The sequence below is a fragment of the Pumilibacter intestinalis genome (genome assembly GCF_943193005.1).
Lineage (GTDB): Bacteria > Bacillota > Clostridia > Christensenellales > Pumilibacteraceae > Pumilibacter > Pumilibacter intestinalis.
The window spans coordinates 24,058-41,316 of the sequence record NZ_CALPCH010000006.1 but is presented as its reverse complement, the minus strand read 5'-3'; the positions used below and the strand labels follow the sequence as shown (position 1 = coordinate 41,316).

Below are 17,259 nucleotides of genomic sequence, written 5' to 3'. Positions count from 1 at the left end.
TCCCAAAGCCTTGAAAATAGCCATAGCGGCAATAATCGTTTCGGCGGCGGCAATACTCATGTTTGCCGTCGTTTTGTCTTATCGCTATCCGCTCGGCTACGAAAGGGAAATAAAGGCGAGTTGCCTCGAGTTCGGAGTGGACGAAAATCTCGTGCGCGGAGTGATACGTACCGAGAGCGGCTACAACCCCAAAGCGGTAAGCGGCGCGGGCGCGGTGGGACTCATGCAACTCATGCCGCAAACGGCGGCGTGGACGGCTTCCAAACTCGGCGACGAAGAACTCGCCCAACGGCTCGACGACCCCGCCGCAAACATAAGGCTGGGCGTGGCTCACTTAAAATACCTGCTCGGTAAGTTTTCGGAAAAAGACGCCCTCGCGGCGTATAACGCGGGCGAGGGCAACGTGGCGCGTTGGATAGCGGAGGGAAGGGAAGAATACGGCTTCGAAGAAACGCGCAACTACGTTAAGCGCGTGCTTAAGGCTAAAAAGATATACGAAAAGTGGCGATAGCCGCGGGCTACCGTGTCACGCGTAGTTTGCGAGCATGCGCTTGCATTCTATTTCGAGTTCTTCGGCGAGCGCGGCGGGCGATACCACCTTTACGCTCGAGCCGAAACTCAAAAGTTTGCTTACGAGCTGACTGCCGCCCGGCATTTCGGCGTGCGCGGTGTAGCATCTGCCCGTATCCGATATCGCTTCCGTGCCCAGCCACTCCTCCACCTCGGGCAAAATGAGATTGGAAAATTCTATGGTGAAATCCACTCGGTCGTCGCCTTCGAAATCGCCGCGCAACTTGTCGTACACGTTGCTCGGCTTTTTTTCGAATACGTGGTCGGTGAGAGTGGCGTCTTTTATGCGCGCTAGCTTAAACAGTCTGAAATCTTTTCGCGCTCTGCACCAGCCGTACACGTACCAAAGCCCGCTCTTTTGCACGAGGCAGTAGGGGTCGAAATACCGTTCGGACGAAAACTCGTAGCGGTCGACGTATTTCATCTTTACCGTGCGTCGCTCTTCCACGGCCTTTCCGAGCGCGGCTATTTTGGCGTTTAGGTGTTGCGGCGAGTTCCAGCCCGACGCGTCTATTACGAGCGTTTCGGAGCGTATCAAAAAGTTTTCGTCGCGTGCGGAGAGGCATCTTAGCTTATCGAGCACGGTATCGCACACGCCGTCCGAAAAATTTTGTTTTGCGGCGAGTATGCAGTTTGCTATGCGCGCTTTTTCTTCCGCCGTAAAAGCCGCCTTTGTTATAACGTAGTCGTCGGGTATGTAATATCCGCCGTCGGGACCGGTTTCCGAATACACGGGCACGCCCGCGAGAGTGAGGGCGTCTATGGCGCGGCTCACCGTGCGCACGTTCACGCCCGAGCGCAGGGCGAGTTCGTTTCGTTTCACTTTTCGCCGTTTGGCTAACAGAGTGAAATAGATTATCATAATGCTGTCGGCGTTCATGCTTTGTCCTCCGTGAAAAATTCGGATAAAAACTTTTTTCGTTTTATGTAAATTATTTTATCATTGTTGACAAACGCTGTCAACAATACTGTGGTATAATGTGCGCAGAAAAAAACGAGAGAGGACACGAACATGTTTGTTGCGGTAGACACAATCGGAACGGAAAACTTAAGGGCGGGCGAGCCCGTGGTTATAAAATACGACTCCGAATTCGGGCGCATAGGGGCGTTCGGCATAGACGGCAGGATATACGGATATATGCGCGACGTGCAACCGCTTTGGTGCGTAGACGGCTGGACAATGTATTCGCGCATAGCCGACCGCAGAATAATCGCGAGGGCGGCGGAGGTGAAAAACGGGCTATTGGTGCTCGATTTCGATACTCCCGTTTTCCGCGTGGGGCGTTACGCATGCGCCGCTTGCTGAAATAATTTTTGCAAATATTCACAAATGTGGCTGTAAAAGATTTGTAATTTGCGTTAAGGTGTGGTAAAATAATAAGAGCATTTTTGTAAAATGACGGAGGTTATCACCCTGATGAAGATATTCAAGCGCGTTTACTATCCCATTTTGGCGGCTTTGGTAGTGCTTATGCTCGTGTTGGGAATGGTTGACTCGCGCGTAGGAATGAGCGGCGGCAATCTTGCCGACTCCAAAGTGAACGCCGCGTTCGACTACGCCGTAAAGATTGCTCAGTCCGGCGGAGAGGAGAACCGCCCTCACAACTCGTATGACGCCGAAGCGCACAAAGCGGTTCGCGACTATATAGAAACCGAGCTTGTGAAAGCGGGCGCGATATTGGTTGAGAACGGCGAACTCGACGACGACGGCAACGATACCGCCGAATACTCTAAGACCGCCGAGGGCAAGAACCGTGCTTCGCTGTACGTTCAGAAAACAAAGGTTAAACAGGATTCGCAAAACGGCGACGAAATAGCCGCCGAGCGCGAGGTGGAAAATCTCATACTCGCAATACCCGGCGAGAGCGCGGACGCGATACTTTTGCACGCCCGTTACGACAGCGCGTATCTCGGAGGCGCAGCCGACGCGTCGGCAACCGGTGCGCTTTTGCAAACCGCCGCGGACATGCTTGCGAGCAATGCCGCTCCCAAAAACACGGTGGTGTTTCTTTTCGGCGACGCGGGGCAGGAGGGCGACCTCGGAGCTTGCGCGTTCGTAAATCAGTTTGCGGGCTTCGATAACGTGGCAAAGAACATACGCGCGGCGGGCGATTTCCGCGTAGGCGGCACGGGCGGCACGCTCATGCTCTACGGCGGCAACGACGGCTCTTTGGGCGTAATGAATAAGTACGCGTCTTTCAACGGCAGTGCGCTCGCCTCGAGTGCGCTCGAGGTGCTCGCGTCGGGCGGCAACAATGCGGGAAACAAGGCGTTCGGCGACTACGGTTCGCTCGTGTTCGATAACCGCGGCGGATTTAACGACTACGCCACGTCGGACGACGTAACCGTTAACAATAACCTCGTAAGTCAGCAGGCAAACGCAATGAGCAAGTTTGTGGAGTGCTTTGCGAACTCCTCGCTCGGCGATATAAAATCGGACGTTGACGGAGTGTATTTCTCCTATCTCGACGTGCTCACCGTAAGCTATTCCAATGCGGTTGCATACGTTATAGCGGGCGTAATCGCGGCAATGCTTATAGCCGCCGCAATCGTCAATATGCGAACTAAGGCGTTCTCGTGGGGCAAGACGCTCGCGGGAGCCGCAGTTCAGCTTGTGGCTATCCTCGGCTCTATGCTCGTAATGCTCGGGCTTTATTACCTGTTCGCGCTCTTGCTGTGCGGCTTCGGCGTGCTCCCGTTCCAAGGGCTTTCGTCTATAAAGTTTGCGGGCGGCGGACTGTTCGTATCGGCAAGCATAATGGCGATTACGATAGCCGTGTTCTTCTATATTATTCTTAAGCGCACGTTTGCGGTGAGAGCGGCGGACGTGGTTCGCGGAAACACCGTGCTGTTTGCGGTTGCGGCTGTGATACTTTCGTTCGCCGCGCCCGCGATAAGTTATCCGTTTACCTGCGCGGCGATATTCTCGCTCGCGGCTATGATTGCAACCGCGGCGGCTAAAAACAAATTCAAAGCCAAGTTCGGCATGGATATAGACAGGCTGTTTCTCTACGTGTGGGCGGCGGTGTTTACTCTTCCCGTTGCCGTTCCCGTAATGTTCGCGGCGCAAACGCTTTTCCCCGCGGTTTCCATTGTTGTGCTCATGGCGTTCATGATAGCTCTTGCCGGCTTTATAGCGCCCTTTGCCGACTACCTCAAACCCGTTTTGGACAAGGCGTTCAAAAAGCTCCCCGAGCGCACCGTTCGCTATGAGCGCATGGTTACCGAAAAGGTGGAGGACCGCGCAAAGAAAGGCAAGTTCACCGAGGTGACCTCCAAAAAAATCATAAAAGAAAAGACGCCGTGGAACTATCTCAACCGCATAGGTCTTGTTACCGTGTGCGTTATAGCGTCGGTAATGATTATGCTGTTCTCGTCGTTCTCCACCTCGTTCTCGTCATCCGCGCTCGACGTGCCCTCGTATTACGATTCGATATATAACGACTCTCTCGTTTACGTGTACGACGGTTCTGCGGTTACGGTGGAGGTTCACGACCGCATAGCCTACGATTATATCCGCTACGCGGTGGGCGACCTTAAATGGGACGCCGAAAAGAACGCCTACGTTAAGAGCTATAACGGAAGCGCAAGCTCGCTTATGGGCGGAGTTACGCCGAGCATAGGCGACGCCGCCGACGGCGAAATTTCGTTCTCCACCATAGACCTCGACAAGTCGCAAATAACCGTGCGGCTCAAAAATGCGTCGGCGGTGAAAAAGGTTAGCTTCCGCGAGTCGGGGCAGAGCGCAGACGGCATGGAGTACGAATTCAACAACGAAGAAAACGTCACGTTCAGATTGCCTTACGGCTACGAACTTGCTTCCATGAAGATAGAAGGTTCGTGCACGGTGGAATTCGAACAGCACGTGTTCAACGACAGAAACCTGCCCGCTTCCGATAACCAAACCGAAGATTGGCAGAAGCTAAGCAGTTACGCGAAATCCAATCCCGAAGAGGGAATTACGCCGCATTCGGGCATAGTGATAAAACTTACCAAATCCGTATAATAGCGGGCGTAAAGCAAAATAAACCGATAAAGAGAGGGCAAAAAAGCCGAAAAAAAGCATTTTTGCCCTTTTACGGTCGGTCTTACGGTAGACAAAATCTTGAAAGCTGTGATATAATACAGTAGTAAAACGCGATGAAAAAAGGTTGAGGATATATATGGTAACTATACGCAAACCGAAAAATGCACTTAAGTTCACCATGCCCGCGGGGTGGTGGGGGTCTACTTGGCGAGAGGCAATTCCCGTAGGCAACGGAGTTATAGGCGCGGCGGTATACGGCGGCGCGGCTAACGACGTTATTATGATAACCCACAGCGACAGCTGGTGGCAAGGCGGCGTAGGCGTGCTTCAGGACGTAGCCGATAAGCTTCCCGCGGTTCGCAAAAAAGTGGACGAAGGCGACGTGCGCGAAGCCGAAGACGTGCTCAAAAACGCGCTCATAGCAAAGAATTATCGCCCCACGCTCAGTTATCCTTTGCCGCTGTGCGATTTTCACGTGGATATGCGACTCGACCGAGCCGCCAAAGAATACGGCCGCGTGCTCAATATGGAAAACGGCGAAACCTCGGTTTCGTTCAAAGACGGCGCAACCCGCTACGACCGCTCCATGTTCGTGTCACGCGCCCAAAACATGATTGTTTACGAGATTACGCGCACGGGCGGAAAGGCGATAGACGTTAAACTTTCGCTCGATTTGCACGACCGTTTCAACGTGCGCACTCCCGACGCGGTTTCCAAACTGCCCGACGGACTCAATATCAAATACGAAAAATACTTTATGCTCTTTTCCGCCCGCAGCGATTCGGGCGCGGATTTCGGCGCGGTGGGATTTATAAACCACTACGGCGGCGAGCAGATAGTGGAAACCGACGGCATAACCATACGCGGCGCGGAAAAAATACTCGTGTTTATCCGTCCGTTTGTGGAGAGTCAGCGCGAAAAAGAGTGGAAAGCAATTCGCGAGTCGCTCAAAGCCGTTAAATCCACGTATGAAAAACTGCTCAAAGAGCACACTCCGCTCCATAATAAACTGTTTGCGTCCGCAGAGCTCGACCTCGACGCCGAAAACCGCGATATGGCGGCGGACGACCTTTTGAGAAAGGCGTTTACCGAGGGCGAAGTAAGCCCCGCGCTTACCGAAAAACTTTGGGCATACGGCAGATATCTCATGATATGCGGCTCGTCCGACGCGTCGCACCCGTTGTCGCCTTACGGATTGTGGTGCGGCGACTATAAAGCTCCGTTTGCGCAGGTGAACGCCGCGGGAAGCCTTCAAAACACATACTCTCACGTGCTTACGGGCAACCTTGCCGACCAAATGCTCAGCGTGTTTACTTATTACGAAAGCGTGCTCGACGACCTCAAAAAGAACGCATCCCGCCTTTACGGTTGCCGCGGTATATTCATTCCGTCGGTAATGGCGCACGGCACGGGCGTGCTCGGAATGGTAGACAGCAGGGTAATACATTTCACGGGCGTTGCCGGATGGATAGCGCAGTTATTCTACGATTACTATCTGTACACCGACGATTTGAAATTCCTTAAAACCCGCGCGTTGCCGTTTATGAAAGAGGTTGCGCTGTTTTACGAGAATTTCCTCAAGATAGACGCGGGCAACAAATACGAGAGTTGCCCCTCGTATTCGCCCGACACAACGCCCGCCAACTACGCGAACGGCGGCGCGGATACTTTGGAGATAGCCCGCAGTTCGGCGGTGGATTTCGCCATAGTAAAGGAGCTTTTCGTAAATCTCATAGAGGGAAGCGAGCGCGCCGCAATCAACAAATCCGAAATTCCCAAGTGGAAGGATATGCTCACCCGCATGCCCGAATACAAACTCAACGACGACGGCACCGTGCGCGAATATATAGACCCCTCGTTTGCCGACAACTATACTTCGCCGTCTACGGCAATGTTTTATCCCGTTTATCCGGGCAGAGAAATTACCGAAGAAAATCCCGATATGCACAAGGCGTTTACTCTCGCCGCCCGCAAGAAAATAGCGGGAGCAAGCTCGGAGCACACCTCCATGAGCCTGAGCCGCTACGCGTCTGTGTTCGCCCGTCTCGGCGACGGCGACGCGGCGTTCGATATCATATCCAACATGACCCGTTGCATGGCGATGAACAACCTCGTGTTCTCCGCAACCGACTGGAGAGGCATGGGCATGGGCAGCAACGGCAAGTGGGCGCAGTACACCGTGGAGAGCAACATGGGCGTTACCGCCGCATTGCAGGAAATGCTCGTGCAGTCCGACCCCAAAACAATCAAGATTTTGCCCGCGCTTCCGTCGCAACTGCCCAAAGGCGAGGTTTCGGGGCTTCAAACGCGCACCGGCGTGGAGGTTACCTCGCTTGCCTGGGATAAGAAAAAGGGCGTAGTGCTCTTAAAGCTCAAATCGCGCAGAGCGGTAAAAGTAGACCTCAAACTGCCCGAGGGCGCAAAGAGATTTGTTTGCAAGCCCGCGGGCGGAGAAAAAGCGGACTACGAAAGCGGCGTTGTAAGCGGTCTTTCGCTTGCGGCAGGCAAGGTTGCGAATATAGAAATTCGCCTGTAAGAATCGAAAAGTTTAATATTACGGGAGAACCCCTCCGAGGGTTCTCTTTTTTTATTGCAAAAAAGTTGAAAAAACCTTGCCGAAATACGCTTGAAAATAAACTGAGTTTAGTTGGCTTTGCTTACGGCAACGGGTAGCGTTTCGGCTTTTAAGCGCAAGAGAAAAATTTTACCGAGTTTATATTTGTTGCGCACGGTGTTAAAATGGTGTATAATATTCTCGATTAGCCGACAATCTCATTTTTTATCAAAATATGATAGTAGACGGAATAATAGCCGCCGAAAAAGTGGGGATTTACGCCTGAAAACGCGGCGCGAATATCAGGGGTGCGAATATAGGCTCGGAGGGTAATTTTATGCAATGGATTTGGACAGGCGACGACGCCGCGAACGCGTATGCGGAGTTTTGCGAAAAGTTTACGGTAAGCGGGAGCGGCAAAGTTACTTTGCGCGTGGGCGCGGACTGGGAATACGCCGCCTACGTAAACGGCAAACTCGCGGGCTTGGGGCAATACGTTGACTCGTTCGGCGCGAAAACGGTGGATGGCATAGATATCGCCGAATTTGCGGTAAAAGGCGAAAACGAGTTTCGGCTCGTTGCTCACCATATAGAGCGAGACTATTCGGTTTGCCGCGCAGTATCGCCCTGCGTTGCGTTCGAAATTCTCGAGGACGACAAAGTTTTGGCGTGCGGCGGAGAAAACACGAACTGCCGCGTTTACTCCGCGATTTCGGACGAAGATTATTCGGTTACTCCGCAGTTAGGACCTTGCTGGCGTTACGATTTATCCGCGCCCGAAGTGCCGTACTCTAAAGCTGTTTCGGTAAAAACGGAATTTAAGGAGCGCGAACGCCCCGTTAAAAGATTCGAACTCACCGCGCCCGTAAAGAGCGCTGTTTGCGCTCAAGGCGTTTACAAATGCGAGCAGGGCGGCACGGCGGCGGAACGCATGCAACTTGCCTGGCTGTCAGCACGCAGGTTTGCCGAAATGACGGGCGAGGGGCGGACGGAAAGAGCGTCGCTCGATAGAGCGGTTACGTTCAAGTCGGACGGGAGCGGCGGCATATACGTTATAATGGATTTGGGCGCGGAAACCGCGGGCTATTTGCAATTCGACGTAAGCGTGCCCGAAAACTGCGCCGCAATGCTCGGCTGGGGCGAACATCTCGCCGATTTAAGACCGAGAACGGCGGTGGGCGATAGGAACTTCGGCGCGGAACTTTCGCTTAAGGCGGGGCGCAACGAGTTTTGCGACGATTTGCACCGTTTGGGTTGCAGATATATCGCGCTGTTTGCAGATACTGACGAGCTTACTTTGAGCGCGTGCACGTTGCGCGAGGCCCTCTATCCGTTTGCCGAAATTCAAAAAGATTGGGGCGACAGGCTTTTGAACGAGCTTTACGCCGTAGGCAAGCGCACTTTGAAGCTGTGTGCGCACGTTCATTACGAGGATTGCCCGTGGCGCGAGCAGGCTCTCTACAGCATGGACTCGCGCAATCAAATGCTGTTCGGCTACGGCGTTTTCGGGGAAATCGATTTGCCTCGCGCGGCTTTGCGCGATATCGCGGCGAGCATAAACGCCGACGGGCTTCCCGAACTGTGCCCGCCTGCGAGAAACACAATCACAATTCCGTCGTTTGCGCTCTATTGGTTGCTTGCTTTGCACGAAAACGCGCAACAGAGTTATTGCGGCGAGTTCGTGCGCGAGCTGTTGCCCGCCGCCGAGTGTATGTGGCGCACCTTTGCCGCAAGGCTTTGCGAAAACGGACTTGCCTGTTTCACCACCGAAAGATATTGGAATTTTTACGAGTGGGTGGACGGGCTGGACGGCGGCGTGTTTTTCCGCGACTCGGAGATACCCCAAACTTACGACGCCATACTTACCGCGCTGTTTGCGCTCGCGTCGCGCGCGCTCGGCAGTTTGTACGAAACCGAAGGCAATGCGGAAAAAGCCGAAGAATGCGTTCGCTATGCCGAGAGGGCGGAAGCCTCGTTTGAAAAATTCTACGACGAGCAAAGCGGGCTGTATATGTCGTTTATAGACGGTAGCGGCAAAAAGTTCGGATTGCACGGCTACACTCAAGCGGTTTTGGCTATGGCGGGAATAGAGCGCGAGAGAGCCGAAAAGGTTGTTGCCGCCCTCATGAGTCCGCCCGATGGCATGGGCGAGTGCACTTTTGCAACCTTGCAATGGAAATACGACGCCATAATGAAATACACCTCAAACAAAGAGTTTTGCTTGAACGAAATTTGCCGAATTTTCGGCGGCATGCTCAAGAGCGGCGCAACGTCTTATTGGGAAACCGCGCTCGGCGAGGCGGATTTCGGCGACGCGGGCAGTTTGTGCCACGCTTGGTCGGCTGTGCCGTGCTACTTTATGGACAAATATCTCGGTAAGAAATAGAGGAGCGAGAAATATATTGAAATCGGCGCAAGTTTGCGCTCGCGCCGATATCAAATTGCCCGATTGACTTTTTTGTATCACATAATTTATTTATAAAATATCACAGTCCGAGCATGTCGCGCATATCGTACATGCCGGATTTCTTTTTTTGCAACCATTCGGCGGCTTTGAGTGCGCCGTCGGCGAAAATTTTTCTGCTGCCTGCCGAGTGCGAGAGCGTAACCGTTTCGTCCGCGCCGTAAAAGCCTACGGTGTGTTCGCCCACGACCGAGCCGCCGCGCAACGCGTGCACGCCTATTTCGCGCGGCTTTCTTTGGCATGCGCCCGCTCTGCCGTATACGTATTCGGGGGAGTAGTCGAGACCGCGCTCCAAAGCTCGGCACAAAAGTTTGGCAGTGCCGCTCGGCGCGTCCGCCTTTTGGTTGTGGTGAGTTTCGGTTATTTCGATATCGAAATCTTTGAGTATCGCCGCCGCCTTTTGCGCGAGCAAAGACAGCGCGTTAACCCCCAAGCTCATGTTTTCGGATTTGAACACAGCCGCTTTTTGCGAAAGCTCTTTTATTTTAAGCTCCTCTTGTTCGCTGTAGCCCGTTGTTGCGAGCACGCAGCCGCAGTTTAACTTTTCGCACAGCGCGATTACCTCTTGTAAAAGAGCGGGGCGGGAGAAATCTATTATCGCGTCGGCGGTTACGTTTACGTCGGCGGCTCTTTGGAATACGGGAAATTCCGACAGCGTTACTTTGTCAAGTCCGCCGGCGATTTCGTAGCCCAGTTCGTTTGCGCGTTCGCACACCGCTTTGCCCATTTTGCCGCTTATGCCTACAATAAATACTTTCATTTGCGTTACGCTCCTACCGTATCAAGCCGAGCTTTTGCATTTCGGCTTTTAACTGTTCGGTGTGCTCGGGTTCAAGCTCGGTGAGGGGAAGGCGGGGTGCGCCCGCTTCTATGCCCATGAGTTCGAGCGACTTTTTGCACGGTATGGGATTTACCTCGCAGAACAGTTTTTTAACGAACGGATTTATCTTAAATCCGAGCATTGCCGCCTCGCGGAATTTGCCGTCGCGGCACAGCGCGGTTATCTCGTGCATTTGCGCGGGCAACACGTTGGCGGCTACGCTTATAACTCCTTTCGCGCCTATGCTCATTGCGGGCACGGTTAAGCTGTCGTCGCCTATGTACCAGTCGAGCACGCCGCAAAGCAACCTGGCCGCCTCGAGCACTTGGTCTATATCGCCGCTCGCTTCCTTAACGGCTTTCACGTTTTTGAGTTCGGCGAGCCGCAAAAGAGTTTGGGGCGCAAGGTTGAAACTCGTTCTCGTGGGCACGTTGTAGGAAACGATAGGTATGCCCACCGCCTCCGATACGGCTTTGTAGTGAAGATACGCGCCGTTTTGCGTGCACTTGTTGTAATACGGCGTTACAACGAGCAGTCCGTCCGCGCCGAGTTTTTCGCACCTGCGCGAAAACTCCGCGGCCTCGGCGGTGTTGTTGCAACCGCTCCCCGCAAACACCGGTATTTTGCCCGCGGCTCTTTTTACGCAAAAGGATATCACGCTTTCGCGCTCTTTTTGGCTCATTGTGCTCGGCTCGCCCGTAGTGCCGCAAGCAAACAGCGCGTCCGCGCCGCCGCTTATTACGTGCTCGAGAAGTTTTTCGAGAGCGTCGAAATTTACGTTCCCGTCCGAACCGAAGGGCGTTACGAGCGCAACGCCGCATCCGTCAAATAGCGTCATGGCTGTTACCTCCGAAATATCGTGAGAAATTTACTTCCCCGATATGATATATTCGAGAATTTGAACGGCGTTCGTCGCCGCGCCTTTTCTTATGTTGTCGGCAACCACCCAAAGGTTTACGCCGCTTGGCACGCTTTCGTCTTGCCGAATTCGCCCCACAAACACCTCGTCGCGGTTTTCAAGCTCGCGGGGAGTGGGGTAAACCGCGTTGGCGGAGTCGTCCATAACCACCACTCCGTCGGCTTTTTCGAGCACTTTGCGTACCTCGTCCGCCTTGGCGGGCTTTTCGAACTCTACGTTTATGCTCTCGCTGTGACCGTAATACACGGGCACGCGCACCGTTGTTGCTGTGATGCGAAGCGAGTCGTCGCCGAGTATTTTGCGAGTTTCCTTAATCATCTTTTCTTCCTCTTTGGTGTAGCCGTTCGGCAAAAACACGTCTATGTGAGGGAGCACGTTTGCGAAAATGGGGCGGGGGAATTTTTTGGGAGCTTCGCCGCTTATTCCGCCGAGCAGGTCGTTGTATCCTCCCACGCCCGCGCCCGAAACCGCCTGATAGGTGGAATACACTATGCGCTTTATGCCGAACGCTTTATGTAAAGGCGCGAGAGCCACAACCGCCTGAATGGTGGAGCAGTTGGGATTGGCTATAATTCCGCGGTTGAGCTTTATGGCGGCGGGATTAACCTCCGGCACTACGAGCGGAACGCTTTCGTCCATGCGCCATTGGCTGGAGTTGTCTATTACCACCGCGCCGCACTCGGCGAATATAGGCGCGAAAGTTTTGCTCACGCCCGCGCCCGCCGAAAACAAAGCGTAGTCCGCCTTGCACGCCTTTACGTTTTGTTCCGTAAGCTCGATTATTTCGTATTCTTTGCCGCAAAATTCTATCTTGCCGCCCGCGCTCCTTGCCGAAGCGAATGGAACGAGCTCGCCCACCGGCACTTTGTGCTCGGCAAGAACTTCGAGCATTTTTCTTCCTACCATTCCGGTTGCGCCCACAACCGCCACTTTGTACTGTTTCATTTTATCGGTTCTCCTTGCAAAAGTTGTTTTTCGTACAATAAAAGGCAACGAAATAGTATGTGCTCCGTCGCCTTTTCTTACCGCTTGATTATTAGCATAATGATATCACACGGGCACGCGTTTGTCAAACGCTTGAAAAACATTTATTTCTTTTATTTTATTTCGGTGCGAAATTGATTGAAAAATCGAACGAAATAGTATATAATCTTATTATGGGAGATACCGACTACCTTATATCTATGCGCCGCGCCTTGCACCGTATGCCCGAGTCGAGCGAAAAAGAGTTCCAAACGAGCGATTTTATCGCCGCAGAGCTTTCGGCTATGGGGCACAAATTTAAGCGTTTGGGTACGGGAATTGTGTGCGACGTAAAGGGCGCGAGTTCCGAGCGGACAATCGCGCTCCGTTGCGATATAGACGGGCTTCCCGTAATCGAAAAAACGGATTGCGACTTTAAGTCCGAAAACGGCTACATGCACGCGTGCGGGCACGACGGGCACACGGCAATGCTTCTCGCCGTAGCCAAAGAGCTTTCAAATCGCAAACCGCAGTGCGGCGTTCGCCTCATTTTCCAGTTCGGAGAGGAGGGCGAGGGCGGCGCGGATAAAATGATAGGCATGGGCGCGATAGACGGGGTGGACGAAATATTTGCGTTTCACATGTGCCCCGAGCTCGAAATAGGCAAAACTGCTTCGTGCAGCGGCGCGATGTTTGCGGGCACCGTGGAGTTCGACGTGGAGTTTACGGGCAAGAGTTGCCACTGCGCCGACGTGAAGCAGGGCGCGGACGCCCTCAAAGCCGCGGTGTGTTTCGCGCACAACGCGCAGGACTGCAACGCCGACTGCGCAAACAACACCGTATTTCATATAGGCAAGCTCGAGGGCGGGAGCGCGAGAAACATAGTGGCGGACTCCGCCGCGGTATATTGCACTCTGCGCTATTTCGACTCCGCGGATACGGACAAGCTCATGATGCGCATAGAAAGCCGCCTCGTGCAAACGGATAATTTATTCGGCACGGAGCACAGGCTCACCGTTCGCGCCGTGTATCCGCCGCTCGTGAACAATCCCGCGTCGCTCTCTAAGGCGAGGAGCGTTGCGGAAATAGAGGAGTGCGAACCGCGCTTCACCGCCGAAGATTTCGCGTTTTACCTCGGCAAAATTCCCGGCTGTATGATATGGCTGGGGTGCAAAGACCGAAAGCATAATTCGCCGCTTCACAGCGATACTTTCGGGTTCGACGAACGCGCGCTCGAAACGGGAGTGCGCATATACGAAAAATTGATTTTCGGCAACTAAGAGAGAGGATAGAAAATTGGCACAAAAAAAAGGATTGATATACAGGCTCACAATGGGCAAAGACAACTTGCCCGATTTCACGCCCGACAAACTGCCCGGAACTCGCTTTCAACTTTTCAAAGACGTGTTCTTCAACCGCTTGGGCGCGATAGTGAAAATAAACCTGTTGGTGTTGTTGTTCTGCCTGCCCGCTATAGCTTGGGTGCTCATAATGAACATGATTAAAACCGCCGACGGCTCGCTTTTGCCGTATTCGGGCAACATAGGCGCGGGCACCGGCTTGCCCGTTACCGACGTGATTGCGCTCGGGCAACAACGCGCCTTTCAGTTCGATATGCAAATGTATCTCGTACTCATTCCGTGCATAATGATAGCGAGCATAGGTCTTTCGGGCGCGTTCTACGTAATGCGCAGGCTTGTGTGGGGCGAGGGCACGAGCGTTGCGAGTCATTTCTTCCGCGGTATAAAAATGAACTTTTTGCCGTTTTTGTGGTCGTCGCTCTTTGCGGGACTCTCGCTTTTCCTCGTTATGGCGAATATCGGCATATACAACAACATGGACGAAATCCACATTGCTTGGCGTATTGTGGGCATAGCTGTGTCGGTAATACAGTTCTTGCTCCTTTTGAGTATGCTCATATTTCTTACCACGCAGGCGGTAACGTATAAGCTCAAGACGTTCGCGCTCATAAAAAACAGCTTTTTGTTCGCGATAGCTCTTTTGCCCACAAACCTCATAATGCTCATACTCAGCGCGATACCCGTGATTATCATGATGATATTGCCCAGCTTCCTGTTCGTGTTCGGACTGCTCATATTCGCGCTTTTGGGCTTTGCGTATATAATTTTGGTTTGGACGGTATATGCGCATTGGGCGTACGATAAGTTTATAAACGACAGAGTGGAAGGTGCGGTGAAAAACCGCGGCATGTACAAAAAGACAGAAGCCGACGTTAAGGCGGCGGAGGAACGCGACCGCAAGAACAAAAACATTCGTTTCAACAATCCCAAAAAACGCCCCAAAAAGATTACGAGCATAGACGAAGGCGAAACATTTACGCCGCTTCCCACCAGCTTCTCGCGAGCTGACCTATTGAAGCTCGAGCAGGAGAAAGAGGCGGTTAAGCGGAGCATAGACGCCGAGTACGAAGACAGCGACGACGGCTCGGAAACGCCGAACGAAACCGACGGCGTTCCAACCGAAAACACTGCGGCGGAACAAACGACGGAAACCGAAAACTCCGACGGAAAAGAGGAGTAATATGTATACCGCGTTGTCGCAAGTGTACGACCTTTTCGGAGAGAACGACGAAAAGAGCCGCGCAGATTGGTACTGTAAGTTTTTGCCGCACGGCGGCGACGGCGCGGACCTCGGGTGCGGAACGGGAACGCTCACGCTCGAGCTTTACCGCAGGGGCTGCAAAGTTTACGGCATAGATTCGAGCGCGGGCATGCTTGCCGCGGCAAAGGAAAGAGCCGCCAAAGCGGGCGCGGATATAAAGTTTGTGCTCGGCGACGCGCGAAAAATGCCGTTTGCTCACGAGCTCGATTTCGTAATCGCGGCGTGCGACGTGTTCAATTACATTTCCAAACCCGCGGCGGCGTTCGCGCAAGTGCATGCCGCGCTCAAAAAAGGCGGAGTGTTCGCCTTCGATATAAGCAGCGAGTACAAGCTCAAAAACGTGCTCGCGGGCAACACGTTCAGTGAAACCAAAGACGACGTTACTTACGTTTGGCGCAATTTTATGAGAGGCAACAGGCTTAATATCGATTTTACGGTATTTTCGCCGCAAGGTGCGTCATATATAAAAACGTGCGAAACGCAAGTGCAGTACGCGCACGCGGAGAGCGAAATACTCGATTTACTCGCGGCGGCGGGATTCGGAGAGATAAAGTCTTACGAGTTCGGCAAGACTTGCAAGCCCAAAGAAAAAACGCAAAGAATAGCGTTTACGGCAAAAAAATAAAAAGAGGATATCAGCGGAGATATAACCGAATTGGGTACGATAGTAAAATTCAAACCTGACATGGACTATTATTACACTCGCGGCGTAGCAAGTTACGAGAGCGAGAATTATACCGACGCTCTCAAGAGTTTCAGAGAAGCGTACGTTTTGGCGTGCAACGAGTCGCAAGACGGCTACCACTCCATTATGACGGTGGAAATGGCGTGCTGTTACCGCAATCTCAATCTTATGAGAGAGGCGCAACTCATGTATTACAAAACGCTCACCGACTGCGACCCCGACACCTCGTTTGACAGCGTGCTCGGACTCATAGATATTTTCAGCTCCACCGAAAAAGAGGAAGCGTATAAATACTATATGGATTATGCGGCTAAAAAGGGATACAGCCGCGAACTCGACTTTATAGAAACCACCGCCGAATTCAGGGCGAGAAAGGATTTCAGAGTAGAGCCGTCGCCCGACCGCGCTATATACAATCTCGGCAAGAAACTCATGGATATAGGTCAGCTCGAGTTTGCCGCGCAGATGTTCGAAACCGTTCCCAAAGAAACCGCGGCTTATGCCGACGCCTGCGTTAAACTTGCAACGATTTACAACGACGGCGGCGACTACGCCCGCGCTCTCGAGTGCGCCGAGTACGCAAATTCGGTTTCGCCCAACACCGAAAGCAAAATAAACGCCGCGCTCGCGCTCTACAAGTTGGGGCGAGAGAAACAATATCTTACGGCTATTGAGGATATAGAGGTATCGGACGACGATATTTCCAACCTTGCGAGAATGGTCAACATATCCGCAATAACGGGCAACGCCGAGTCGGTTATAAAGTACGGGCGCAAGCTCTTGCGCGTTTCGCCGCAAAAGATGCCCATGCTGTGCTACGCTATCGCTCTCTCCAACAGCGGCGACAACCGCGAAGCGCGTAAAATCATGGTTACGTTGCAAGCACTCTATCCGTACGACGCTACGGTGAGAGTGTTTGCGTCGCTCATAGCCCGCAGTACTGACAAAACCGACTTTTCGCTCGTTTGCGATATTCCGCAAGAGGTGGAAACGCAAATACTCGCCGACCTCAACGACGTGCTCGCATCCTGCGAAAACGACAGGGAACTCGTAAAGCAAAAACTTTGCGACTCCTCGCTCGTAACGGGCGTTTTGTTGGTGTTTAAGTTCGGGAGCGAAAACTCCAAGCGACTGCTTTGCGACCTCGTTGCCGAAATACCTTTTTACGAAAACTATATACGCGATTGCCTTATGGACCCCGGGCTTTCGGAGTCGGATAGAAAAATCATGTTTCCCGTAGCAATGCGGAGGTTTAAGAAACGCCCGATATTCGTTACCTGCCGCGACGTGTGCCGCCCGCACTACGGCAGACCGCCGGCTAAGGCGAGCGCGAAAATGCGCGACGCATACGTGAACGCCTATTCGGTAATTGCGCTACTGGGGTGTCAGGCGTTTGAAAAGGAGTTCAACTACGAGTTTAATAAACTGTGCTCCGCGCTCTCGGGCGTGCGGAACGTAGACGAAACCGCGGCGGCGGCTGTGCTCGTAGGGCGCATGAAAGTGATACAAATTATAGGCAGCGACGAAAGCTGTATCGAAATGTTCGGTGCGGACAGAGAAACTTATATGAAATACAAAGAGCTTTCGGAGGGGCGAAAAAGCTCCGCGAAAGCCAAGAAATAAATAAAGGAAGAA

Annotated in this window: 13 protein-coding genes; 9 read left to right on the top strand and 4 right to left on the bottom strand. The window is 52.9% G+C overall.

All coding sequences use genetic code 11. The annotated features are described in order from the left end of the window. The first annotated feature begins 10 nt into the window (after positions 1–10). The gene (locus NFR55_RS04185; protein WP_251546609.1) at positions 11–511 is read left to right on the top strand and encodes a lytic transglycosylase domain-containing protein; all 501 of its coding nucleotides are present in this window, start codon (positions 11–13) and stop codon (positions 509–511) included. Positions 512–526: 15 nt separating this feature from the next. Here the strand turns inward: NFR55_RS04185 and NFR55_RS04180 are convergent, their stop codons facing one another. After that, positions 527–1,450 (bottom strand): helix-turn-helix transcriptional regulator, encoded by a 924-nt coding sequence (locus NFR55_RS04180; protein WP_251546606.1) that lies wholly within the window; start codon positions 1,448–1,450, stop codon positions 527–529. 132 nt (positions 1,451–1,582) lie between these two features. On the opposite strand from NFR55_RS04180, the gene NFR55_RS04175 reads away from it, so the two are divergent. From NFR55_RS04175 to NFR55_RS04160, 4 genes are all read left to right on the top strand, one after another. Beyond that, positions 1,583–1,876 (top strand): hypothetical protein, encoded by a 294-nt coding sequence (locus NFR55_RS04175; RefSeq protein ID WP_251546604.1) that lies wholly within the window; start codon positions 1,583–1,585, stop codon positions 1,874–1,876. A 111-nt stretch (positions 1,877–1,987) separates the two neighbouring features. Then, complete coding sequence (locus NFR55_RS04170) at positions 1,988–4,576, top strand: M28 family peptidase (RefSeq protein WP_251546602.1); 2,589 nt, start codon at positions 1,988–1,990, stop codon at positions 4,574–4,576. A gap of 157 nt (positions 4,577–4,733) precedes the next feature. Then, entirely contained in the window at positions 4,734–7,133 is a 2,400-nt protein-coding gene (locus NFR55_RS04165) for a glycosyl hydrolase family 95 catalytic domain-containing protein (RefSeq protein WP_251546600.1), read from the top strand. Positions 7,134–7,488: 355 nt separating this feature from the next. Then, a complete protein-coding gene (locus NFR55_RS04160; protein WP_251546598.1) occupies positions 7,489–9,537 on the top strand; it encodes an alpha-L-rhamnosidase-related protein in 2,049 nt (682 codons plus the stop codon). A gap of 100 nt (positions 9,538–9,637) precedes the next feature. Here the strand turns inward: NFR55_RS04160 and dapB are convergent, their stop codons facing one another. From dapB to NFR55_RS04145, 3 genes are read right to left on the bottom strand one after another with little or no spacing between them, the layout of a single operon-like run. Beyond that, a complete protein-coding gene (gene dapB, locus NFR55_RS04155) occupies positions 9,638–10,375 on the bottom strand; it encodes a 4-hydroxy-tetrahydrodipicolinate reductase (protein ID WP_251546596.1) in 738 nt (245 codons plus the stop codon). A 13-nt stretch (positions 10,376–10,388) separates the two neighbouring features. Then, on the bottom strand, positions 10,389–11,273 hold the full coding sequence (gene dapA / locus NFR55_RS04150) for a 4-hydroxy-tetrahydrodipicolinate synthase (protein ID WP_251546594.1): 885 nt from the start codon (positions 11,271–11,273) through the stop codon (positions 10,389–10,391). Between the two features lie 30 nt (positions 11,274–11,303). After that, positions 11,304–12,299 carry an aspartate-semialdehyde dehydrogenase gene (locus tag NFR55_RS04145; protein WP_251546592.1) on the bottom strand — a complete coding sequence of 332 codons (996 nt, stop codon included), beginning with the start codon at positions 12,297–12,299 and terminating at the stop codon, positions 11,304–11,306. A gap of 212 nt (positions 12,300–12,511) precedes the next feature. Here NFR55_RS04145 and NFR55_RS04140 point away from each other — a divergent pair, with 212 nt between their 5' ends. Genes NFR55_RS04140 through NFR55_RS04125 form a run of 4 tightly spaced genes read left to right on the top strand, consistent with a single transcriptional unit; the run spans position 12,512 to position 17,247 of the window. Continuing rightward, complete coding sequence (locus NFR55_RS04140; protein WP_251546590.1) at positions 12,512–13,597, top strand: M20 metallopeptidase family protein; 1,086 nt, start codon at positions 12,512–12,514, stop codon at positions 13,595–13,597. 16 nt (positions 13,598–13,613) lie between these two features. Then, positions 13,614–14,858, top strand: a complete 1,245-nt coding sequence (locus NFR55_RS04135; RefSeq protein WP_251546582.1) for a YesL family protein — start codon at positions 13,614–13,616, stop codon at positions 14,856–14,858. A 1-nt stretch (position 14,859) separates the two neighbouring features. Continuing rightward, positions 14,860–15,564 carry a class I SAM-dependent methyltransferase gene (locus NFR55_RS04130; RefSeq protein WP_251546580.1) on the top strand — a complete coding sequence of 235 codons (705 nt, stop codon included), beginning with the start codon at positions 14,860–14,862 and terminating at the stop codon, positions 15,562–15,564. A 30-nt stretch (positions 15,565–15,594) separates the two neighbouring features. Beyond that, positions 15,595–17,247, top strand: a complete 1,653-nt coding sequence (locus NFR55_RS04125) for a tetratricopeptide repeat protein (RefSeq protein ID WP_251546578.1) — start codon at positions 15,595–15,597, stop codon at positions 17,245–17,247. Positions 17,248–17,259 lie beyond the last annotated feature (12 nt).